The 21,208-nt window shown below is 70.7% G+C and carries 23 protein-coding genes and 1 riboswitch; of the genes, 12 read left to right on the forward strand and 11 right to left on the reverse strand.

Annotated features, from left to right (window positions below; all coding sequences use genetic code 11):
• Positions 1-108: 108 nt before the first annotated feature.
• Complete coding sequence (locus OG303_RS41945) at positions 109-1,236, forward strand: 8-amino-7-oxononanoate synthase (protein ID WP_405875145.1); 1,128 nt, start codon at positions 109-111, stop codon at positions 1,234-1,236.
• 41 nt (positions 1,237-1,277) lie between these two features.
• On the opposite strand, the gene OG303_RS41950 is transcribed toward OG303_RS41945, so the two are convergent.
• Both OG303_RS41950 and OG303_RS41955 read right to left on the reverse strand, forming a co-directional pair.
• Positions 1,278-1,505, reverse strand: a complete 228-nt coding sequence (locus OG303_RS41950) for a DUF397 domain-containing protein (protein ID WP_405875146.1) — start codon at positions 1,503-1,505, stop codon at positions 1,278-1,280.
• A gap of 9 nt (positions 1,506-1,514) precedes the next feature.
• A complete protein-coding gene (locus tag OG303_RS41955; protein WP_405875147.1) occupies positions 1,515-2,375 on the reverse strand; it encodes a helix-turn-helix domain-containing protein in 861 nt (286 codons plus the stop codon).
• A 213-nt stretch (positions 2,376-2,588) separates the two neighbouring features.
• Between OG303_RS41955 and OG303_RS41960 the strand changes: the two genes are divergently transcribed.
• Positions 2,589-3,047: an ATP-binding protein gene (locus OG303_RS41960; RefSeq protein WP_405875148.1), complete on the forward strand. Its 459-nt coding sequence runs from the start codon at positions 2,589-2,591 to the stop codon at positions 3,045-3,047.
• A gap of 111 nt (positions 3,048-3,158) precedes the next feature.
• Here the strand turns inward: OG303_RS41960 and OG303_RS41965 are convergent, their stop codons facing one another.
• The 3 genes from OG303_RS41965 to OG303_RS41975 all read right to left on the reverse strand — a co-directional run bounded on the left by OG303_RS41965 (position 3,159) and on the right by OG303_RS41975 (position 5,136).
• Positions 3,159-3,632, reverse strand: a complete 474-nt coding sequence (locus tag OG303_RS41965) for a C40 family peptidase (RefSeq protein ID WP_405875149.1) — start codon at positions 3,630-3,632, stop codon at positions 3,159-3,161.
• 3 nt (positions 3,633-3,635) lie between these two features.
• Positions 3,636-3,847, reverse strand: a riboswitch (cyclic di-AMP (ydaO/yuaA leader).
• A gap of 337 nt (positions 3,848-4,184) precedes the next feature.
• Positions 4,185-4,493 (reverse strand): hypothetical protein, encoded by a 309-nt coding sequence (locus tag OG303_RS41970; RefSeq protein ID WP_405875150.1) that lies wholly within the window; start codon positions 4,491-4,493, stop codon positions 4,185-4,187.
• A 7-nt stretch (positions 4,494-4,500) separates the two neighbouring features.
• Positions 4,501-5,136 carry an ATP-dependent Clp protease proteolytic subunit gene (locus tag OG303_RS41975; protein WP_405875151.1) on the reverse strand — a complete coding sequence of 212 codons (636 nt, stop codon included), beginning with the start codon at positions 5,134-5,136 and terminating at the stop codon, positions 4,501-4,503.
• A 63-nt stretch (positions 5,137-5,199) separates the two neighbouring features.
• On the opposite strand from OG303_RS41975, the gene OG303_RS41980 reads away from it, so the two are divergent.
• The 8 genes from OG303_RS41980 (at position 5,200) to OG303_RS42015 (ending at position 12,306) form a co-directional block, all read left to right on the forward strand.
• On the forward strand, positions 5,200-5,478 hold the full coding sequence (locus tag OG303_RS41980; protein ID WP_405875152.1) for a type II toxin-antitoxin system Phd/YefM family antitoxin: 279 nt from the start codon (positions 5,200-5,202) through the stop codon (positions 5,476-5,478).
• 351 nt (positions 5,479-5,829) lie between these two features.
• The gene (locus OG303_RS41985) at positions 5,830-6,132 is read left to right on the forward strand and encodes an urease subunit gamma (protein ID WP_405875153.1); all 303 of its coding nucleotides are present in this window, start codon (positions 5,830-5,832) and stop codon (positions 6,130-6,132) included.
• 10 nt (positions 6,133-6,142) lie between these two features.
• Positions 6,143-6,454 (forward strand): urease subunit beta, encoded by a 312-nt coding sequence (locus OG303_RS41990; RefSeq protein ID WP_405875154.1) that lies wholly within the window; start codon positions 6,143-6,145, stop codon positions 6,452-6,454.
• Complete coding sequence (locus OG303_RS41995; protein WP_405875155.1) at positions 6,447-8,168, forward strand: urease subunit alpha; 1,722 nt, start codon at positions 6,447-6,449, stop codon at positions 8,166-8,168. The genes OG303_RS41990 and OG303_RS41995 overlap by 8 nt, the downstream gene beginning before the upstream one ends.
• Before the next feature lie 53 nt (positions 8,169-8,221).
• Positions 8,222-8,896 (forward strand): urease accessory protein UreF, encoded by a 675-nt coding sequence (locus OG303_RS42000; protein ID WP_405877738.1) that lies wholly within the window; start codon positions 8,222-8,224, stop codon positions 8,894-8,896.
• Between the two features lie 236 nt (positions 8,897-9,132).
• Positions 9,133-9,816, forward strand: coding sequence for an urease accessory protein UreG (ureG, locus tag OG303_RS42005; protein ID WP_405875156.1), 684 nt, complete (start codon positions 9,133-9,135; stop codon positions 9,814-9,816).
• The gene (locus OG303_RS42010) at positions 9,804-10,571 is read left to right on the forward strand and encodes an urease accessory protein UreD (protein ID WP_405875157.1); all 768 of its coding nucleotides are present in this window, start codon (positions 9,804-9,806) and stop codon (positions 10,569-10,571) included. The genes ureG and OG303_RS42010 overlap by 13 nt, the downstream gene beginning before the upstream one ends.
• A 139-nt stretch (positions 10,572-10,710) precedes the next feature.
• Positions 10,711-12,306: an alpha/beta hydrolase gene (locus OG303_RS42015; RefSeq protein WP_405875158.1), complete on the forward strand. Its 1,596-nt coding sequence runs from the start codon at positions 10,711-10,713 to the stop codon at positions 12,304-12,306.
• 77 nt (positions 12,307-12,383) lie between these two features.
• Here OG303_RS42015 and OG303_RS42020 read toward each other — a convergent pair whose 3' ends face one another.
• From OG303_RS42020 to OG303_RS42045, 6 genes are all read right to left on the reverse strand, one after another.
• Positions 12,384-13,115, reverse strand: coding sequence for a lysophospholipid acyltransferase family protein (locus OG303_RS42020; protein ID WP_405875159.1), 732 nt, complete (start codon positions 13,113-13,115; stop codon positions 12,384-12,386).
• 262 nt (positions 13,116-13,377) lie between these two features.
• Entirely contained in the window at positions 13,378-14,607 is a 1,230-nt protein-coding gene (locus tag OG303_RS42025) for a PP2C family protein-serine/threonine phosphatase (protein WP_405875160.1), read from the reverse strand.
• Positions 14,608-14,677: 70 nt separating this feature from the next.
• Positions 14,678-17,140: a SpoIIE family protein phosphatase gene (locus OG303_RS42030; RefSeq protein ID WP_405875161.1), complete on the reverse strand. Its 2,463-nt coding sequence runs from the start codon at positions 17,138-17,140 to the stop codon at positions 14,678-14,680.
• A gap of 198 nt (positions 17,141-17,338) precedes the next feature.
• Positions 17,339-18,565, reverse strand: coding sequence for an ornithine--oxo-acid transaminase (gene rocD, locus OG303_RS42035; protein WP_405875162.1), 1,227 nt, complete (start codon positions 18,563-18,565; stop codon positions 17,339-17,341).
• Positions 18,562-19,374, reverse strand: a complete 813-nt coding sequence (gene ddaH, locus OG303_RS42040) for a dimethylargininase (RefSeq protein ID WP_405875163.1) — start codon at positions 19,372-19,374, stop codon at positions 18,562-18,564. Before ddaH ends, rocD begins: the two co-directional genes overlap by 4 nt.
• 154 nt (positions 19,375-19,528) lie before the next feature.
• Positions 19,529-20,014: an Lrp/AsnC family transcriptional regulator gene (locus tag OG303_RS42045; protein WP_405875164.1), complete on the reverse strand. Its 486-nt coding sequence runs from the start codon at positions 20,012-20,014 to the stop codon at positions 19,529-19,531.
• A gap of 77 nt (positions 20,015-20,091) precedes the next feature.
• Here OG303_RS42045 and OG303_RS42050 point away from each other — a divergent pair, with 77 nt between their 5' ends.
• Both OG303_RS42050 and OG303_RS42055 read left to right on the forward strand, forming a co-directional pair.
• Entirely contained in the window at positions 20,092-20,841 is a 750-nt protein-coding gene (locus OG303_RS42050; protein ID WP_405875165.1) for a LytR/AlgR family response regulator transcription factor, read from the forward strand.
• Between the two features lie 2 nt (positions 20,842-20,843).
• Positions 20,844-21,206: a hypothetical protein gene (locus tag OG303_RS42055; protein ID WP_405877740.1), complete on the forward strand. Its 363-nt coding sequence runs from the start codon at positions 20,844-20,846 to the stop codon at positions 21,204-21,206.
• The last annotated feature ends 2 nt before the right edge of the window (positions 21,207-21,208 follow it).

Raw genomic sequence — 21,208 nt, forward strand, 5'->3', positions numbered from 1 at the left:
GAGAGATTGAACAACAGAGGCACTTCGTCGTGTGGGTATTGCCACATCATGGGGTGTGGCCCGTCCGGCTAGTGTCTGTCCACTGCCTACAAAAGCCCCGGAGGAGCCATGGCGTTCGGCTGGATCGACGAGCAGGCGGAGCTGCGCCGCCGCGCCGGACTCGTACGGACCCTGCGGCCGCGCCCGGCACACTCCCCGCTCCTGGACCTCGCGAGCAACGACTACCTGGGTCTGGCCCACCATCCCGCCGTCGCCGAGGGCGCGGCGGTGGCCGCGCGGACCTGGGGCGGCGGCTCGACCGGATCCCGGCTCGTCACCGGCACGACGGAACTCCACACCGAGCTGGAGCGCGAGCTGGCCGACTTCTGCGGCTTCGAGGCGGCACTCGTCTTCTCGTCGGGTTACGCGGCCAATCTCGCCGCGGTCACCACGCTCGCCCCGCACGGCTCGCTGATCGTCTCGGACGCGGGCAACCACGCCTCGCTGATCGACGGCTGCAGGCTGGCCCGCGGCACCACACAGGTCGTCGGACACACCGACCCGGAGGGCGTGCGCAAGGCGCTGCGGACCCACGAGGGCACGGCGGTCGTCGTGTCCGACACGGTCTTCTCGGTCGACGGCGACGCCGCCCCGCTGGCCGAACTGGCCGCCGCCTGCCGCGAGCGCGGCGCGGGACTGCTCGTCGACGACGCCCACGGCCTCGGCGTCCTCGGTGACGGCGGCCGCGGCGCCGCGCACGCCGCGGGACTCGCGGGCGCCGACGATCTCGTCGTGACGGTCACGCTGTCCAAGTCGCTCGGCAGCCAGGGCGGAGCCGTCCTCGGCCCCGCGCGGGTCATCGACCACCTCGTCAACGCGGCCCGTACGTTCATCTTCGACACGGGCCTTGCCCCCGCCGCGGCAGGGGCGGCCCTGGCGGCCCTACGACTGCTGCGCCGCGAGCCGGAGCGTGCGGCACGCGCGCGTGCGGTGGCCGCCGAGCTGCACGCACGCCTGACCGCCGCGGGTCACGAGGCGGTACGTCCGGACGCCGCGGTGGTCTCCGTGCGCGCGCCGTCCCCGGAACAGGCCGTGCAGTGGGCGGCCGACTGCCGTACGGCAGGCCTCGCCGTGGGCTGTTTCCGTCCTCCCTCCGTGCCCGACGGCATCTCACGGCTGAGGCTGACCGCCCGCGCGGATCTCTCCGAGACACAGATCGAACGCGCTGTGGATGTGATCGGCGAGACGCGACCATGAGTCGGCGTGACACGGCCGTGTACCGCACGATGCGGAACTGATCAGGCCTTGAACGCGGCGGTGAAGTGCGTCCAGCTCTCCGGGGAGACGAGCAGGGCGGGGCCGGCCGTGTCCTTGGAGTCGCGCACGGCGAGCAGCCCGGCCCATGGACCGGAGCGCGGCAGTGCCGTCTCGACGCAGTTGTTCGCACCCGTGCTGTAACTGCTGCGCAGCCACCGCACGCCGTGCAGATCGGTACTTGAAGATACGTTCCGAGGCAGTGCAGACATGGTGCCTCCTTACGCGCCGTCACCTATCCCGGCGATGTAATCCAACGAGTCCTCGGGCGAAAGGGCGTGGAACTGAAGGGCGTTGAAGGCCTCCGTATAGGCCTGGAGGTCTTCTTTCCGTTCGAGGTAGAGGCTACTCGTCAAGTGGTCGAGAACAACCACGTCCAGATCAGAAGTGCTCGAAAACGAGAAGATTACGAAAGGCCCGGTGACGCCGACATGCGCACCGGCAGCGAACGGCAGTACCTGAAGCCGCACTTGAGGCAAGTGCGCCGTGTCGAGGAGCCGTTGGAGCTGGTGCGCCATGACGTCGGGGCCGCCGATCTCCCGGCGCAGCACCGCCTCGTCCAGCACCGCGCTCAGCTCCAGCGGCGGATCCGAACGCAGTACGTCCTGCCTGGCCAGCCGCACTTCGACCAGGGCGTCGAGCCGCTCGTCGTCCAGCCCGCCGGCCGCTGCCCGGGTCACCGCACGTGCGTAGTCGGGTGTCTGCAGGAGACCGGGTACGACGGACGTCTCCAGCGTGCTCATCGCGCTCGCCTGGGACTCCAGACTGATGAAGTCCCGGTAGGTCGGCGGCAGTACGCCGCGATAGGCGTGCCACCAGTGATGCCGTCCGCCTCCCTCGTCGGAACCCGCCAACACCAGTACCAGCTCCCGGAGTTGGGCGTCGGAGACGGCGTAGGCGTCCAGGAGTAACCGCACATCGGCCGGTTTCACCCCGCTGGCGCCCGTCTCGATCCGGCTCACCTTCGACTGGTGCCAGCCCACGAGCCGGGCCGCCTCACCACTGGTGAGCCCCACACTCGTGCGCAACGCACGCAGTTCGGCGCCCAGCTTCCGGCGGCGCACCACGGGACCGTGCTGCATGCGCTTCTCCTTACTCCTTCCGGGCCACCCAAATACGGTCTCCCGTCGCAGAGTTCACCGCTTTGAGCGACAGATATATGCATATCTTGGTGGATCGCCACCCGTGACCGGTGCGCTAATGGCACTCTGGCGACGAAGCACCAGTCCGGGACCGTACTCGAACCATCCGCTCCGTGTCGGACTCCGGTCCCGTGGGAAAGGGACGACCGCGCCATGGCAGACCATCTGGAAGCATCCGTCACTCTGCCGAGCGAACCCGCCTCGGTCGCCGCGGCCCGCGGTTACGTGGTCACAACTCTGGCCGAATGGGGGCTGCCCGCGGACACGGAAACGGCCGACACCATCCGGCTCATCGTCTCAGAACTCGCCACCAATGCCGTACAGCACACCTTCGGGCAGTCACCCACCTTCACGGTGGACATCGAGCTGCGCCGTGACGAACAGCTGCGCATCGGTGTGACCGACAGTCACCCCCGCTTCCCGAAACGGCTGCCGGCCGCCGTCCAGCAGGACAACGGCCGAGGCATGGTGATCATCCGCTGGCTGGCAGCCGAGTGCGGCGGCAGACTCCGGGTGCGGCCCACCCGGGAGGGCGGCAAGACGGTCTCCATCGAACTGCCGTGGACCGTGCAGGCGGAGCCCGTGACGGCAGCGGGGCAGCAGGAGCCGTAGAAGGGGCCGACGGAGGGGCGCAGAGGGGCAGCACCCCGTCCGGGTGCCTGGCCCGGGTCGGGACCCGCGAGGGCGACGGCCTGTCAGGTCGCCGCCGCCCTCACGGGAGAGTCAGCTGACCCGGCCGTACCAGACGCTCTTGGTCCAGATCTTCTGGAGCTTCACGACGTCCCCGGTCTTCGGGGCGTGCCAGATCTTCCCCTTCCCGGCGTAGATGCCCACGTGGTAGACGCTGGAGCCCGAGTGGAAGAACACGAGGTCTCCGGCCTTGCGGCTCTTCGACGAGATGTGGTGGGTCTTGTTGTACTGCTGGGCCGCCGTGCGGGGCAGTTTCTTGCCCGCCTTCTTGAACGAGTACAGCGTGAGCCCGGAGCAGTCGAACCGGCGCGGTCCTGTGGCGCCCCACTTGTACGGGGAGCCTTTTTTGGAGGCCGCGATCTGAAGTGCCTTCGTCGCTGACGTGGCGGCCGCGGCGTCGGAAGCGACGCCCGGGACCACGATGGAGCCGCCCACGGCGGCGATGGTCAGAGCCGAGGCCGTACCGGCCCGGGCCATCAGCGACGGGACACGATTGAGCGCAGTCATGCGCAACCCTTCGTCAGCCGCCTGTGAAGGATGACCTGTCGGATTCGGGCTGGCGAAGTTGCCCGGCCGCTGCTGCGGCTTCACCCCAAGGGCTGCTCGACCCGGCCATGGCGTGACCGTTCCGGCGACCCGTCGTGCTTGGGTCCTCCACTCCTGCCGATCCACTCCTGTCGACCGGTCATCCGGGCGGCGGCAGGACTCGGCGTCCGCCCGGATCGCCCCGCCGTTGTGGCGGGGTCTTGTCGTCAGACAGGGATCTTGGCTCACGGATGTCCGAATTTCCCAACGGAACCGGGGGTTTGTGTTGTTACTCACCACTCACCCGTTCGGGTGGACACCCCCGTGTTCGAACGGGCGTTGAGGCCCCCGAGGAGGCTCGGACCTGCGGCGGAACACCTCATTCCGCCCTCGGACCACGCGCGTTGCGCAACCCTGACGGTCGCGAAAAAGGAGCCGCGTCTACTCCAAAAGGCGGTACATCATTTGGTCCGTTTGAACGCCGGTCCGGACGCTTCGCCGCCGGGGGAGGCGTCCGGACCCGTCGCCGGTACGTCAACTGTCGGACTGCGGCGGCACGGTGACCCGGGCCGTGCGCCGCTCCCCGTCCAGGACCCGCAGGGCCCGCCCCAGCGTCGGGGCGTGCACCTCGGTCTCGCCCCGCTGGTGCATCAGCGCCAGGGCGTCGCGCAGCTCGGCCGCCTTGCTCACCAGCGCCTGCGCGGCGCGCAGCCCGCGGTACGTGTCCCCGTGGTGCGCCGGGTTGATGCGGCCGAGCAGGTCGACCACGTCGAGATAACGGTCGATCAACTCGCCCTCGGCGCGCGTCAGTGCGGGCAGCGGCGGAAGTTCGGGTGGGAGCACCGGCCGCTCACCGCCCGGTGGGCGGGGCGAGGGTGGCCCTGCGGCTGGGGATGATCCGGTCCACCAGCCCGTAGTCGACCGCTCCTTGGGCGTCCAGGATCTTGTCCCGCTCGATGTCCGCGCTCACTTGCTCCGGGCTGCGCCCCGTGTGCCGTACGAGCATCTCCTCGAGCCGGGTCCGCATCCGGCCCAACTCCTCGGCCTGGATGGCCAGATCGCTCGCCTGCCCCTGCACCGGCTCGGCCAGCGCCGGCTGATGGATCACCACGCGCGCGCCCGGCAGCGCGAACCGCTTGCCCGGCGTGCCCGCCCCCAGCAGCACCGCGGCGGACGAACCGGCCTGGCCCAGGCAGATCGTCTCCACGTCGCAGCTGACGAACTGCAAGGTGTCGTAGAGCGCCGACATGGCGGTGAACGAGCCGCCGGGGGAGTTGATGTAGAGCGAGATGTCCCGGTCGGGGTCCTGGTACTCGAGGTGCATGAACTGCGCCATCACGTCGTTCGCCGAGGTGTCGTCGATCTGCGTCCCGAGGAAGACGATCCGCTCCTCCAGCAGCTTCGAGTACGGATCCATCGTCCTGCTGCCGAAGCTCGTGCGTTCGGTGAACTCGGGCAGGACGTAGCGGGCGGACGGTCGGGTCATCGGTACCCCTCCTTCTGCGTCTGTAAGAAATGTACAGGACGTACGTGACGTTATGATGGGGGCATGGCCTACGAGATTCCGGTGACGCAAGCCAGGGCTGAGCTCGCCGACCTGATCAACCGGGTGGTGTACGGCGGCGAGCGCGTCGTCGTGACACGACATGGCAAGCCCCTTGTCGCCCTTGTCTCCGCCGCTGACCTGGAACGGCTCGAGGAGCTCCAGGAGCCCGCCGAGGAGCAGGTGATCGCCGCGGTCTCCACCGTCCGCGAGGTGGCGTCCGCTCCCCGCGAACAACAGCGCTTCGGCATCACGGCGCACCATCGGGGGACCGGCGCCTCGTAGGAAACGGCGGGGGCGAGCTCTCCGGTGCGGCGGCGTCACGACGACCTCGCCGTATACGGCTCGGTCCTTCTGCGGTTCGGTCCTCCACGGCGTCCCGGGTGGCTCTCCAGTCGGCCCGAGGTCGATGGTGCAGGTGCCGATGGCGACGTATGGACCGAGCCCATGAGGGGAGGCCTGCGCGCGCTGACCGGTATGCGGGAGTCACGCGGCGGAGTCCGATTCGATCACAGCTCGGTTAACTTGCTTGAAACCCGGTCCAACTAGCCTGCCGATCCACGCCACCAGGGACTTTGCCCGGGGCTGAGGCAACCGGACCCCGCACGGTCCGGAGCGAGGACTGTGAGGTGGGACGTGCAACTGACCCCGCACGAGCAAGAGAGGCTGCTCATCCACGTGGCGGCCGACGTGGCCGAGAAGCGCCGGGCCCGCGGGCTCAGGCTGAACCACCCCGAATCGGTCGCTCTCATCACGTCGCACATCCTCGAGGGCGCCCGTGACGGCCGTACCGTCGCCGAGCTCATGGCCTCCGGGCGCAAGCTGCTCACCAGGGACGACGTCATGGAGGGCATCCCCGAGATGATCCACGACGTCCAGGTCGAGGCGACCTTCCCCGACGGCACCAAGCTCGTCACCGTCCACGACCCGATCGTCTGAGGGGGCCTCGATGATTCCCGGCGAGATCCTGTTCGCGGATGAGCCCGTCGTGTACAACGAGGGCCGCGAGGTCACCCGGCTGACCGTCCTCAACGCCGCCGACCGGCCCGTCCAGGTCGGCTCCCACTACCACTTCGCCGAGGCCAACCCCGGTCTGGACTTCGACCGCGCCGCCGCGCGCGGCAAGCGGCTCGACATCGCCGCCGGTACGGCCGTGCGCTTCGAGCCCGGGATCCCCGTCGACGTAGAACTCGTCCCGCTCGCCGGTGCCCGTGTGGTGCCCGGGCTGCGCGGGGAGACCGGAGGTGCCCTCGATGCCTGAGATCTCGCGTGCCGCGTACGCCGACCTGTTCGGCCCCACCACCGGCGACCGCATCCGGCTCGCCGACACCGACCTGCTGATCGAGATCGAGGAGGACCGTTCCGGCGGCCCCGGGCTCGCCGGTGACGAGGCCGTGTTCGGCGGCGGCAAGGTCATCCGCGAATCCATGGGCCAGTCGCGTGCTACGCGCGCAGACGGCACCCCGGACACGGTCGTCACGGGTGCGGTGATCGTCGACCACTGGGGGATCGTCAAGGCCGACGTCGGCATCCGCGACGGCCGGATCACCGGCATCGGCAAGGCCGGCAACCCCGACACCATGGACGGCGTCCACCCCGACCTCGTCATCGGTCCCGAGACCGAGATCATCGCGGGCAACGGGCGGATCCTGACCGCCGGCGGCGTCGACGCCCACGTCCACTTCATCTGTCCGCAGATCGCCGACGAGGCGCTGTCCGCCGGTGTCACCACGCTGGTGGGCGGTGGGACCGGGCCGGCCGAGGGGTCGAAGGCGACGACCGTGACGCCCGGCCCGTGGCACCTCGCGCGGATGCTGGAGGCGATGGAGCAGTACCCGCTCAACATCGGCTTCCTCGGCAAGGGCAACACGGTCTCGCACGAGGCGATGCTGTCGCAGATCCGCGGCGGGGCACTCGGGCTCAAGCTGCACGAGGACTGGGGCTCGACGCCCGCCGTCATCGACGCCTCGCTGACCGTCGCCGAGCGGACCGGCGTCCAGGTCGCCATCCACACAGACACGCTCAACGAGGCCGGGTTCGTGGGCGACACGCTCGCCGCCATCGCGGGGCGCGGCATCCACGCGTACCACACCGAGGGTGCGGGCGGCGGGCACGCGCCGGACATCATGACCGTCGTCTCCGAGCCGCACGTGCTGCCGAGCTCGACGAACCCGACACGGCCGTACACCGTCAACACCGCCGAGGAACACCTCGACATGCTGATGGTGTGCCACCACCTCAACCCGGCGGTGCCGGAGGACCTGGCCTTCGCCGAGTCGCGGATCCGGCCGTCCACCATCGGGGCGGAGGACATACTGCACGACCTGGGCGCCATCTCGATCATCTCGTCGGACGCCCAGGCCATGGGGCGCGTGGGCGAGGTCATCATGCGGACCTGGCAGACCGCTCACGTCATGAAGGGGCGGCGGGGCGCGCTGCCGGGGGACGGGCGCGCCGACAACCATCGGGTACGGCGGTACGTCGCCAAGTACACGATCAACCCGGCGCTGGCGCAGGGGCTCGCGCGGGAGGTCGGCTCGGTGGAGACCGGCAAGCTCGCCGACCTCGTGCTGTGGGAGCCCGCGTTCTTCGGGGTCAAGCCGCATCTGGTCATCAAGGGCGGGCAGATCGCCTATGCGCAGATGGGCGACGCGAACGCGTCGATCCCGACGCCGCAGCCGATCCTGCCGCGGCCGATGTACGGGGCGATCGGGCGGGCACCCGCCTCGAACTCCTTCAACTTCGTGGCGCCGCTCGCCATCGAGGACGGGCTGCCGGAGCGGCTCTCGCTCGGGAAGCGGTTCGTCGCCATCGAGTCGACGCGTGGGGTCACCAAGGCCGACATGCGCGAGAACGACGCACGGCCGCGGGTGCGGGTCGATCCCGACAGCTTCGCCGTGCACATCGACGGGGAGCTGGTGGAAGCCACTCCTGCCGCCGAACTGCCCATGGCCCAGCGGTACTTCCTCTTCTGACGGGGTGGGTTCGATGCTGAGGGTGTGGGTTCGATGCTGATGGCGTGGTTGTGATGTCGCGGGCAGCACTGCTGATTCTGGCCGATGGGCGCTTTCCCGCCGGAGGGCATGCGCACTCCGGCGGGGCCGAGGCGGCCGTCAAGGCCGGGCGGATCAGCGGGGCCGCGAGCCTGGAGGACTTCTGCCGGGGGCGGCTGCACACGGCGGGACTGGCGGCCGCCTCGCTCGCCGCCGCCGCCGTACTCGGCGTGGATCCCGTGGAGTTGGACGCTGCCGCGGATGCCCGTACGCCGTCGCCGGCGCTGCGGGTCGCTGCGCGGAAGCTGGGGCGGCAGTTGATGCGGGCCGCTCGGGCCACCTGGCCCTCCGGCGAACTCGACGCCCTGGCACGGGAGTTCCCCAAGGGGGCACATCAGCCGGTCGTGTTGGGGCTGGCCGCTCGTGCGGCGGGGCTGGAGGCCGTGGACGCGGCCTACTGCGCGGCGTACGAGAGTGTCAGTGGGCCGGCGAGTGCGACGGTGCGGTTGCTGAGTCTTGATCCCTTCGATGCGACGGGGGTGTTGGCTCGGCTGGCGCCGGAGCTGGATCGCGTCGCGGATCGGGGGGTGGAGGCGGCGCGGGTCGTTGTCGACGAGGGGGTGGGTGCGTTGCCCGCGGCAGCGGCTCCGTTGCTGGAGATCTCCGCCGAGTTGCATGCCGCCTGGGGGGTTCGGTTGTTCGCCTCGTAGGAGCCCTCCCGTCCCGACCCTGGGGGCTCTGCCCCCAGACCCCCGTTCGGCCTGAACGGTCTCGTCCTCAAACGCCGGACGGGCTGAGAGTGCCTGACCGGCGCTGAGAGTGCACCGCAGAAAAACACCGAGAGTGCGCCGCAGGAAGACACACGAGAGTGCTCCGCAGCAGGACGCGAGAGCGCCCCCTGGCAAGACACGAGAGCGCACGTAGAAAGACATTAGGAGCCGCCGCCATGCACCTCGACCACTCCCACACCCACGACGGCCCCGCCGCCCTCAGCGCGGACGCCCACCGCCCCGACGGCTCGCGTCGCGCCCTGCGGATCGGGCTCGGTGGGCCCGTCGGGTCGGGCAAGACCGCCACCGTCGCCGCGCTGTGCCGTGCCCTGCGCGACGAGCTGTCCCTCGCCGTCGTCACCAACGACATCTACACCCGCGAGGACGCCGAATTCCTGCTCCGCGAAGCCGTGTTGCCGCCCGAGCGGATCACGGCCGTGGAGACGGGGGCCTGTCCGCACACCGCGATCCGGGACGACATCTCCGCCAACCTCGAGGCGGTCGAGGACCTGGAGGACGAGGTCGGGCCGCTGGATCTGATCCTCGTCGAGTCCGGTGGGGACAATCTCACCGCGACCTTCTCCAAGGGGCTCGTCGATGCACAGGTCTTCGTGATCGATGTCGCGGGCGGCGACGACATTCCCCGCAAGGGCGGGCCCGGGGTGACCACGGCCGACCTGCTCGTCGTCAACAAGACCGACCTCGCGCCGTACGTCGGCTCCGACCTCGGGCGGATGGCGGCCGACGCCAAGGCGCAGCGAGCCGAACTGCCCGTCGTCTTCCAGTCGTTGCGGAGCGAGCCCGGGGTGAAGGACGTCGCCGACTGGGTGCGGGCGCAGCTCGCCGCGTGGACGGCGTGACCGTGAGCGGGGTGCGGGCCACCGCTCGGATCGTCGCCCGGGAGGACGGAAGGGGCGGTACGGCCCTGCCCGTGCTGGAGGGGGACGGGCCGCTCGCGCTGCGGCGGACGCGGGGGAGTGGTGCCGAGGCCCGGGTCATGCTCGTCGGGGCGATGAGCGGGCCGCTCGGCGGGGACGAGTTCGCCGTCGAGGCGGAGGTGGGGAGCGGGGCGCGGCTGCGCGTCGGGTCGGCCGCCGCCACCATCGCCCTGCCCGGGCAGGCGAAGGGGGAGGCGCACTACGACGTGCGTCTCGACGTCGCCGACGGGGGCGAACTGGAGTGGCTGCCCGAGCAGTTGATCTCCGCGGGCGGGAGCGATCTGTACGTCAGGACGCGAGTCGAGCTCGGCGTTGCCGCTCGGCTCGTGCTGCGCGAGGAACAGGTACTCGGGAGGGTCGGGGAGGAACCCGGGCGGCTGACCAGTCGTCTTACGGTGCGTGTCGAGGGGCGCGCCCTGCTCGACCAGGAGCTGGCCTGCGGGCCCGGAGCGCCGGGCGGGTGGGACGGTCCCGCCGTGCTGGGCGGGCATCGGGCCGTGGGGCAACTCGTCGTCGTACGGCCCGAGTTCGGGGCCGAGCCCGTGCCGGCTCGGGTGCTGGGGGAGGGCGCCGTGGTCATGCCGCTCGCCGGGCCCGCCGTGCTCGTGAGCGCGGTGGCCGCCGATGCCCTGCGGCTGCGCCGGGTGCTGGACGAGGCGCTGGCCGCCCTCGGGTGAGTCTCCGCTGAGCGGGATCGCCGTCTCCGTTTATCGGATTGGTAAAGAAGGTCAACGACCCCTGTTCTCAGGGAGTTCACAGCCGAAAGGATCCCCCTACCATTCGCAACGACGCAGGGGGAGGTCCCACTTGAGGGATATGAGAGCGAACAGGCGGGTTGCGGCGCTCGGCTCGGCAGGGGTGCTCGTCACGGCGACGCTCATGGCGGGGGCCGTCGCGGCGCCGAGTGCCAGCGCGAGTGCGGACTCGCGGCACGGGCAGGACCGGGAGGCGCGCGGTGCCGCCGTCGCGGCCCTGCGGGCCTCCGCGACCGGCATCGACTGGCAGGACTGCCCCGCCGACTGGGGGCTGGCGAAGCCGATCCAGTGCGGCTGGGTCAGCGTCCCGCTCGACTACGCCAAGCCGTACGGCAAGCAGATCAAGATCGCCGTCGACCGCATCGGCAACACCGGGACCACGGCGGAGCGCCAGGGCGCCCTCGTCTACAACCCGGGCGGCCCCGGCGGTTCCGGTATGCGCTTCCCGACCCGGGTCACCAACAAGAACCCGATCTGGGCCAACACGGCCAAGGCGTACGACTTCGTGGGCTTCGACCCGCGCGGTGTCGGCCACTCCGCGCCCATCTCCTGCATCGACCCGCAGGAGTTCGTGAAGGCGCCCAAGGCCGACCCGGTGCCGGACAGCGAGGCCGACAAGCTCGCCCAGCGCAAGCTGGCCCGCGAGTACGCGGACGGCTGCGCCGAGCGCACCGGCAAGGCGATGCTGCAGCAGATGACCACGCCGAACACCGTGCGCGACCTGGACGTGATCCGTGCCGCGCTCGGCGAGAAGAAGCTCAACTACCTGGGCGTCTCCTACGGCACGTACATCGGCGCCGTCTACGGCACGATGTTCCCGGGCCACCTGCGCCGCATGATCGTGGACAGCGTCGTCAACCCGTCGAAGGAGAAGATCTGGTACCAGGCCAACCTGGACCAGGACGTCGCCTTCGAGGGCCGCTGGAAGGACTGGGAGGACTGGGTCGCCGCCAACGACGCCGCCTTCCACCTCGGCACCACCCGCGCCGCCGTCCAGGCGAAGTGGCTCGAACTGCGCGCCACCGCCAAGAAGAACCCCATCGGCGGGGTCGTCGGCCCGAACGAGCTGATCGGCTTCTTCCAGAGCGCCCCGTACTACGACTCCTCGTGGGTGCCGGTCGCGACGGTCTTCAGCAAGTACTTCGCCGGCGACACCCAGGCGCTGGTCGACGCGGCCGCCCCGGACCTGTCCGACACCGCGGGCAACATCTCCGCGGAGAACGGCAACGCCGTCTACACGGCCGTCGAGTGCACCGACGCCAAGTGGCCCACCAGCTGGAAGAAGTGGGACAAGGACAACACCGAGCTCAACAAGAAGTACCCGTTCATGACCTGGGCCAACGCCTGGCTGAACCTGCCGTGCGCCACCTGGCCGGTCAAGCAGCAGAACCCGGTGAACGTCAAGACGCACAAGGGTCTGCCGCAGGTCCTGATCGTGCAGTCCACGAGGGACGCCGCCACCCCGTACGACGGCGCCGTCGAACTGCACCAGCGCTTCAAGGGCTCCCGCCTGATCACCGAGAAGGACGCGGGCTCGCACGGCGTGACCGGCCTGGTCAACCCGTGCATCAACCAGCGGGTGGACACCTACCTGCTCACCGGCAAGCTGGACGCCAAGGACGTGACCTGCACCCCGCACGCCACGCCCAAGCCGTAACCCGCAGCCGTACGAAGTGCACGAAGTGAGGGGCGGCCGGAACACTCCGGCCGCCCCTCATCGCTGCTCAACTCGCCCTATCCCAACGGCATTCGGGGGAACCGGCGCTCCTTCTCGGCGGCTTTGGCCGCCTCGGCCTGCTCCGCCTTGGCGACGGCCGCGTACTGGTCGACGTACTCCTGCTCGGACAGCGTCAGGATCGCGTACATGATCTCGTCGGTGATGGCCCGCAGGATCGCCTTCTCGTTCTCCATGCCGGCGTAGCGGGAGAAGTCGAGGGGCTTGCCGAAGCGGATGACGACGGGGTGGAGGTTCGGGATGACCTTGCCGGGCGGCTGCGCCTCGAAGGTGCCGATCATCGCGCAGGGGATCACCGGGACCTGGGCCTTCAGCGCCATCACGGCGACGCCGACCTTGCCCTTGTAGAGGCGGCCGTCGTGCGAGCGGGTGCCCTCCGGGTAGATGCCGAGCAGTTCGTCCTTGCTCAGCACGCCGAGGCCTTCACGGATCGCGGCCTGGCCCGCTTCCTTGCCCGTGCGGTCGACCGGGATCTGCCCGGCGCTGCGGAAGAAGGCCGCGGTGAGGCGGCCCCTGATGCCGGGACCCGTGAAGTATTCCTTCTTCGCGAGGAAGGTGATGCGGCGCTTGAGGATCGCGGGCATCAGGAAGTGGTCCGAGAACGACAGATGGTTGCCGGCGACGATGGCCGCACCTGTCTCCGGTACGTGTTCAAGGCCTTCGATGCGAGGCCGGAAGACCAGTCTCAGCAGAGGTCCCAACAACACGTATTTGAGCACGTAATAGAACAAGGGGTCGCTCCTCACTCCGGCGGATCGCCTGTGCCGCCGCGTTCCAGCAGGTCAACCGGCGTGTCGTGGGGCTGCCAGTGTATGTGCAGGCGCAGTTCACCGGAACACGGCGGGGCACCGCGTCGCGCGCGTGGGGACAACTGCCGCACCAGCCTCCATTTACCGACCGGTAGACAGCAACCCGATGCCGCATCATGGCGCGATCACGCTCAACTGCTGGCGGGCGCACGGCCCTTGTGCATGTGCCGCCCCGTCTGCTCGCTCACAGCCGCACGATGACCAGGGCGGTGTCGTCGGTGGCGCCCCCCGGTGGCAGCAGCTCCAGGAGCACGGCGTCCGCGAGGGTCTCGGGGTCCTTCGCGCGGTGGCGGGCGAGGGCGTCGGCGAGGCGGGCAAGACCGGTGTCGATGTCCTCGCGTCTGCGTTCGATCAGGCCGTCGGTGTAGAGGACGAGGGTGGCGCCGTCGGCGTAGGTGGTGGAGGCCTGGGGTCTGGGGGACGGGTCGGGGCGGGCGTCGAGCGGCGGGTCGGTGGCGCGGTCGAGGAACTCGATACGGCCGTCGGCGTGGACGAGGACCGGCGGGAGGTGGCCGGCGCTGCTGTAGGTGACGGTGTGCTCGTCGAAGTCGATGAACGTCGTGACGGCGGTGGCGGATTCGGCGCCGTCCACGACGTGCGCGTACCGGCCCAGGACGTTCAGTGCCTCGGCCGGCCCCCCGGCGACGCGCGAGGCGGCGCTCAGCGCGCTGCGCAGCTGGCCCATGACGCCGGCGGCCTCCAGGCCGTGCCCGACCACGTCGCCCACGGCCACCCCGATGCGGTGGCCGCCCACCAGGTCGACGAGGTCGTACCAGTCCCCGCACACGTTCAGCGCGCCCACCGCGGGCCGGTAGCGCACGGCGGCGCGATGGTGGCCCACCTGACGGCCGGCCGGCAGCATCGCCTCCTGGAGGGCGAGGGCCACCTCGCGTTCGCGGGCGTGGGCCTGCCGCAGCCGTTCGTTGAGCTCCTGCAGTTCGCGGGCCCGGGTGTACAGCTCGGCCTCGAGCACCCGGGCCCGGCCGCCGGTCGGTCCGCCGCGGGCCTTGATCAGCTCGGTGACCTCCTCGACACGGTGCACCAGCAGCACCACCTTCCCGTCGGGGCCGAGCACCGGCGCGTTGACCGGGCTCCAGTAGCGCTCCTCCCACTCCCCGGGCCGGTCGGGGCGCTCGACGTCGTAGCGCTGCAGGGCCATGGCGTCGCGCTCGCCGGTCTCCAGCACCCGGGCCAGCGAGGCCGCCAGGTTGCGCATGCCGGATGCGGCGGAGTCGTGCGGGTTGTCCGGGAAGACGTCGAACAGATAGCGGCCGACCACCTGCTCGCGGGTACGGCCGGACATGCGCAGGAACTCCTCGTTCGCGTCCGCGTACACCAGGTCGGGCGTCAGCAGCGCCACCATCCCCGGCAGGCCCTGAAACACCCCCGCGTAGTCGACCGCCGCATCGTCCATGGCTACCGCCTCACCGCCTGGTTTGACCCATTTTCACACGCCGTACGTCGGTTGTGCCGACCCCGTCGTGTCAGCCCGGAGGATCCGTCAGGGACTGCTCGGCCCAGATGACCTTCCCCTCGGGTACGAAACGGGTGCCCCAGCGCTGGGTGAGCTGGGAGACCAGCAGCAGTCCGCGGCCGCCCTCGTCCGTGGTGCGCGGGTGGCGCAGATGGGGTGCGGTGGCGCCGCCGTCGGAGACCTCGCAGATCAGGGCACGTTCTCTGATCAGGCGCAGCCGGATGGGGCCCTCGGCGTAGCGGATGGCGTTGGTGACCAGTTCGCTGACGACGAGTTCCGTGGTGAAGACCAGCTCCTCCAGGTCCCACTCGGCTAGCTGCCGGGCGGCCTCCTTGCGGGCGTCGGCGACGACGGCCGGGTCGGCGGGCAGGTCCCAGTCGGCGACCTGGTCGGCGCCGAGGAGCCTGGTGTGGGCCATCAGCAGGGCCACGTCGTCGTGCGGGCGGGCCGGGACCAGCGCGTCGACCACGGCCCGGCAGCGCAGGTCGAGCGAGGGCTCCATCCGCTCCAGGGCCCGGCGCAGCCGGTCACGGTCCGCGTCCACGGCCCAGTCGTCGTCCTCGCGGGCCAGCAGGCCGTCCGTGTGCAGGGCGAGCGTGCTGCCCTCCGCGAGGGCCAGCTCCACCGCCTCGAAGGGCGGACCGCCGACGCCCAGTGGCGACCCCTGCGGAAGGTCCACGAAGCTGACGGTGCCGTCGGGCATGACGACGGCGGGCGCGGGATGGCCCGCGGCGGCCATCGTGCACTGCCCGTCGACGGGGTCGTAGATGACGTACACACAACCGGACCCGGCGACCTCGATGCCGTCGTACTCCGCCGTGTCCGGATCCACGCCCTCCTCGCGGGCCGTCTGCGCGACCAGGTCGTCGAGGTGCGCGAGCACCTCCTCCGGCGGCAGATCGAGCGCGGCGAGGGTGCGTACGGCGGTGCGGAGGCGGCCCATGGCCGCGGCGGCGTCGATGCCGTGGCCAGGGACCTCGCCCACGACGAGGGCGACGCGCGCGCCGGACAGCGGGATGAGGTCGTACCAGTCGCCGCCGAGGCCGGTCAGCTCGTCGGCCGGCCGGTAGCAGGCGGCCACCTCCACCGCGTTCTGCTCGGGCAGCCGGTGCGGGAGCAGACTGCGCTGCAGTACCAGGGCGGCATTGCGCTCGCGGGTGTAGCGGCGGGCGTTGTCCACGCAGACCGCCGCCCGCGAGACGAGGTCCTCGGCCAGGTTCAGGTCGTCCTCGTCGAACGGCTCCTGCCGCCCGCGCCGGAAGAACGTGGTGACGCCCAGCGTGACGCCCCGCGCGCGGATCGGCACGATCATCACGCTGTGCAGCCCCAGCTCCAGGAAGGTCGCCTCCCGTCCACCCGGTATGTCCGCGGCCCACTCCTTGGCGAGCGGATCGAGCCGCTCCTCGCGCCAGGAGGTACCCGTGGTCAGCGAGCGGATCGGGGGTGACCCGGCGAGATACGTGGCCACCGCGCCGATCTCGACGACGGCCTCCGGCATCCCCGGGTTCACCGACTGGTGCCCGGCGCGGCGCAACGGCACGAGGTCCGTGGCGCTCTGCGGCCCGGGCGCGAGCTCCGCGCCCCGCAGCACCGTCTCCAGCAGGTCCACGGAGACGAAGTCGGCGAACCCCGGCACGGACACGTCGGCCAGCTCCTGCGCGGTGCGCACGATGTCGAGCGTGCGGCCGATGCGTTCGCCGGCCCGGTCGAGCAGGGCCAGCCGCTGCCGGGCGCGGTGCCGCTCGGTGATGTCGACGACCGTGTAGTACACGCCCATCGGGTGGCCGTTGTCGTCGTCGAGCCGGGTGAACGACAGCACGTGCGCCGTCTCCCGGTGCGGTGCCGACCGCACCTGGCCCACCTGCTCGTAGCCGACGACCGGTTCACCGGTCTCCAGTACGTGCCGCATCTGCGCCTCTATGGCCTCGGCGTCCAGGCCGGGCTGGATCTCCGCCAGCCGCCGCCCCAGCCGCTCACTGGCGGCGCCGCCGCCGAACTGCTCCAGTGCCGCGTTCGACCACACGCACCGCAGGTTCGCGTCCACGATCGCTATGCCGACGGGCGATCCCGTGACCATCTGCTCCAGCACCGAACGGCTCATGTCCCAGCCCGGCGCCCCGGCCATGTCCGACAGCAGCACCAGCCAGCGGGCCGCGTCGCCCGGCTCGGCCGCCGGAGTGATCCGGACCATGACCTTGACCTGCTGTCCGTCCTTGCGCCGCGCGGTCACCATCCCCGCCCAGCCGCCGTCCCTGCGGCACCGCTCGGCCAGCTCGGGCACGCGCGCGGCGTCCTCGTCGGCGAGCAGCCCCGTCACCTCGGTGCCCACCACCTCGGCGGCCGTGTACTTCAGCAGCCTCTGGGCATCCTGCGTCCAGCTGGTCACCACGCCTCGTGCATCGAGCAACAAGGGCGCGGCATCGGCCACGTCGAACCGCTGCCGGGCGACGTCCTGCTCCTCCTGAGTGCCCACGGCCGACCTCTCTGTCGCTGAGAGTGGTCTACCACCTCTTGACTCAATCTTCACCCTTCGGGCGCTGGGTGGTGCTTTGGGCGGACCCGGGGGTAATGCAGAGGTGTGGTGGGTGGGGCAGGTTCCCGGCACCTCGCCGGTGCCGGGAACCCCCGTGCCAGGGCCCTTGTGTCAGGTCCCTTGTGTCAGCCCGTTGCGTCAGGCCCCTTGTGTCAGCACCCGCTCCAGAGCCCTGAGCGCTCCCTGCAGCTCCTCGCCCGTGATCGTCAGCGGGGGCGCCAGCCGGATCGTGGAGCCGTGGGTGTCCTTCACCAGAACCCCTTCCCGCAGCAGCCGCTCGCCGATCTCGCGCCCGGTGCCGATGGACGGGTCGATGTCGACGCCCGCCCACAGGCCGCGGGCCCGGAAGCCGGTGACACCCCTGCCGAGGAGGGAGGTCAGGCCGCCGCGCAGGACCAGGCCCAGCTCGGCGGCCCGGCGCTGGTACTCGCCCGTCTCCAGCAGCTCGACGACGGCCGTGCCGACCGCGGCCGCCAGGGGGTTCCCGCCGAACGTCGAGCCGTGCTCGCCCGGCCGCAGCACGCCGAGCACGTCCCGGCGGGCGACCACCGCGGAGACCGGGACGATGCCGCCGCCCAGCGCCTTGCCCAGCAGCAGGACGTCCGGCACGACCGCCTCATGTTCGACGGCGAGGGTGCGGCCCGTGCGGCCGAGGCCCGACTGGATCTCGTCCGCGATGAACAGGCAGCCCTTGCGGCGGGTCAGCTCGCGCACACCGGTCAGATAGCCGTCGTCCGGGATGACGACACCCGCCTCGCCCTGGATGGGCTCGAGGAGCACGGCCGCCGTCGTCTCGTCGACCGCCGCCTCCAGCGCCGCCAGGTCGTTGTACGGCACGATCCGGAAGCCGGGGGTGAAGGGGCCGAAGCCCGCCCGTGCCTGCTCGTCCGTGGAGAAGCTGACGATCGTCGTCGTACGGCCGTGGAAGTTCTCCGCGGCGACCACGATGGTCGCCTGGTCGGCCGGGACGCCCTTCACCTCGTACGCCCACTTGCGGGCCACCTTGATGCCGCTCTCGACGGCTTCGGCGCCCGTGTTCATGGGCAGCACCATGTCCAGGCCGGTCAACTCGGCCAGCCGCTCGGCGAATTCGGCCAGGCGGTCGTTGTGGAAGGCGCGCGAGGTGAGGGTGAGGCGGTCCAGTTGCCGGTGGGCCGCCTCGGTCAGCGCGGGGTGGCGGTGGCCGAAGTTGAGGGCCGAGTAACCGGCCAGCAGGTCGAGGTAGCGGCGGCCCTCGACGTCCTCCACCCAGGTGCCCTCGGCACGGGCGACGACCACGGGCAGCGGGTGGTAGTTGTGCGCCAGGACCGGTTCCTCGGCGCGGATCAGGTCGGCGGAGGTACGCGTGGTCACGGGAGCGGTCATGAACGGATCTCCTGAGTGCAGCACTTGATGCCACCGCCTGCCTTGCGGAACTCGGACAGGTCGACGGGGACGGGGACATAGCCGCGGTCGGCGAGGGCGGAGGCGAGCGCCTCGGCCTGGGGCGCGATGAACACGTTGCGGCCGTCGGAGACGGAGTTGAGGCCGAAGGCCAGCGCGTCGTCGAGGGTGGCGAGCACGGCGTCCGGGTACAGCCGCGCGAGCACCTCCCGGCTGCCCGGAGAGAACGCCTCCGGGTAGTAGGAGACGTTGTCGTCGTCGAGGACGAACAGCGCCGTGTCCAGGTGGTAGAAGCGCGGGTCCACCAGCGTCAGGCTGATCACCGGGTGGCCGAAGAACTCCTGCACCTCGCGGTGCGCCTCGCGGGTCGTACGGAATCCGGTGCCCGCCAGGACGTAGCGGCCCGTCCAGACGAGGTCGCCCTCGCCCTCGCAGACGGACTCGGGACGGTGCACGTCGAATCCGGCCGACTTGAACCACGTGTCGTAGTGCGTGGACTCCGGGCGCCGCTCCGGCGCGTGGAACAGGGAGCCGAAGACGCGGCCGTCCACGACGACCGCCGAGTTCGCGGCGAAGACCATGTCCGGGAGACCGGGGGTCGGCTCCAGGGCGTCGACGGTGTGACCGTGGGCCCGGTAGGCGGAGATCAGCGCCTGCCACTGCTGCTGGGCCAGGTCCACATCGAGATGGACATTGGGATGCATCCAGGGATTGATCGCGTACTGCACGGCGAAATGTCTGGGTTCACAGACGAGGAAGCGCCGTCGGCGCGGCACACGGGAGTCGGGCACAGAGGGGTTCCTCCGCTTCCTGCGGTGTCGACTGAGGGTTGACACCAAGGTAGGAAGTGACGGAGACGCGCGACAAGCAACCAGAATTGCGTGTCTGCGCAGGAATGCTGCGTCTTTTGCCGTTTCCACGCAGCTCTGCTGCGTAACCGGACGTTTATTCGGGAGCGGGCTGGCTGGCGCCCGCTTCCGGGCTTTCCGGGAGCAGATGGGACAACACCATCACGCTGATCGTTTTCCGGATGAAGGGTTCGACGCGGATCCGCTCCAGCACCTCCTCGAAGTGCTCCACGTCCCGCGCCCGCACGTGCAGCAACGCGTCCGCGCCGCCCGTCACCGTCATCGCCGCCGTGATCTCCGGATGGTTGCGGACCACCTCCGTCAGCCGCCGCGGCGGGGCCGCGCCCTCGCAGTACACCTCGACGTACGCCTCCGTGCTCCAGCCCAGCGCCGACGGCTCCACCGTGGCCGTGAACGCGGTGATCACCCCCGTCTCGCGCAGCCGGTCCACGCGCCGCTTGACCGCCGTCGACGACAGCCCGACGGCCGCGCCGATCTCGGCGAAGCTCGTCCTGGCGTTGGCCATCAGCGCGGTGATGATCTTCCGGTCGATATCGTCGAACGGCTCGGGCCTGCTGTTCATGTCGGCACTGTATCCAGCAGGGACGTCCATGCCCGGCACATGTCCAGACGTACTGAATCCACCTACACTCCGGGTTCATGCTGCGCGCCCTCGCCGTCGACGACGAACGCCCCTCGCTGGAGGAACTGCTCTATCTCCTGAACGCGGACCCCCGCATCGGCAGCGCGGAGGGCGCCGGCGACGCCACCGAGGCGCTGCGCCGCATCAACCGCGCGCTGGAATCCGGTCCCGGCGGCCCCGAGGCGATCGACGTCGTCTTCCTCGACATCCACATGCCCGGCCTCGACGGCCTCGACCTGGCCCGGCTGCTGACCGGGTTCGCCCAGCCGCCGCTGGTCGTGTTCGTCACCGCCCACGAGGACTTCGCCGTCCAGGCCTTCGACCTCAAGGCCGTCGACTACGTCCTCAAGCCCGTCCGCAAGGAACGGCTCGCGGAAGCGATCCGCCGGGCCGCCGAGCTCACCGGCAGCGCCCCGCGCATCCCCGTGCACGAGCCCGATCCGGACCACATAACCGTCGAACTCGGCGGCGTGACACGCTTCGTGGCCGTCGACGACATCACCCACGTCGAGGCCCAGGGCGACTACGCCCGCCTGCACACCGACAAGGGCAGCCACCTCGTACGGATCCCGCTGTCCACCCTGGAGGACCGCTGGCGCTCCCGCGGGTTCGTCCGCATCCACCGCCGCCACCTGGTCGCCCTCCGACACGTCGGCGAACTGCGCCTGGATGCGGGCACGGTGAGCGTGCTGGTCGGCGAAGAGGAACTCCAGGTCAGCCGCCGCCACACGCGCGAGCTGCGGGACCTGCTGATGAGGAGGCCGTGACCGTGCCGAACCAGGACCCCGCCGAACGCCGCGTCGTCGTCACCGGCCCGCCCCGCCGCACCCGCCGGGCCTCCGGCTACTACCGCCCGCGCACCGAGATCGACGAGCAGACCACCCTCGGCCACACCTACGTCCGCTCCCTCATGCGCAGCCAACTCCGCGCCGCCCTGGCCGTGTTCGCGTTCCTCGGCCTGCTGATCGGCCCGCTGCCGCTGCTGTTCGCCGCCATGCCGGACGCCGACCGCCTCGAATGGCTGATCCTCGGCTTCTGCCTCTACGCCCCGCTGGTCCTGCTCGCCCTGTGGTACGTACGGCGCGCCGAGCGCAACGAACGGGACTTCGTACGCCTCGTCGAGGACCGATGAAC

It is taken from the genome of Streptomyces sp. NBC_00005 (assembly GCF_045160215.1).
In the GTDB taxonomy this organism is placed as follows: Bacteria; Actinomycetota; Actinomycetes; order Streptomycetales; family Streptomycetaceae; genus Streptomyces.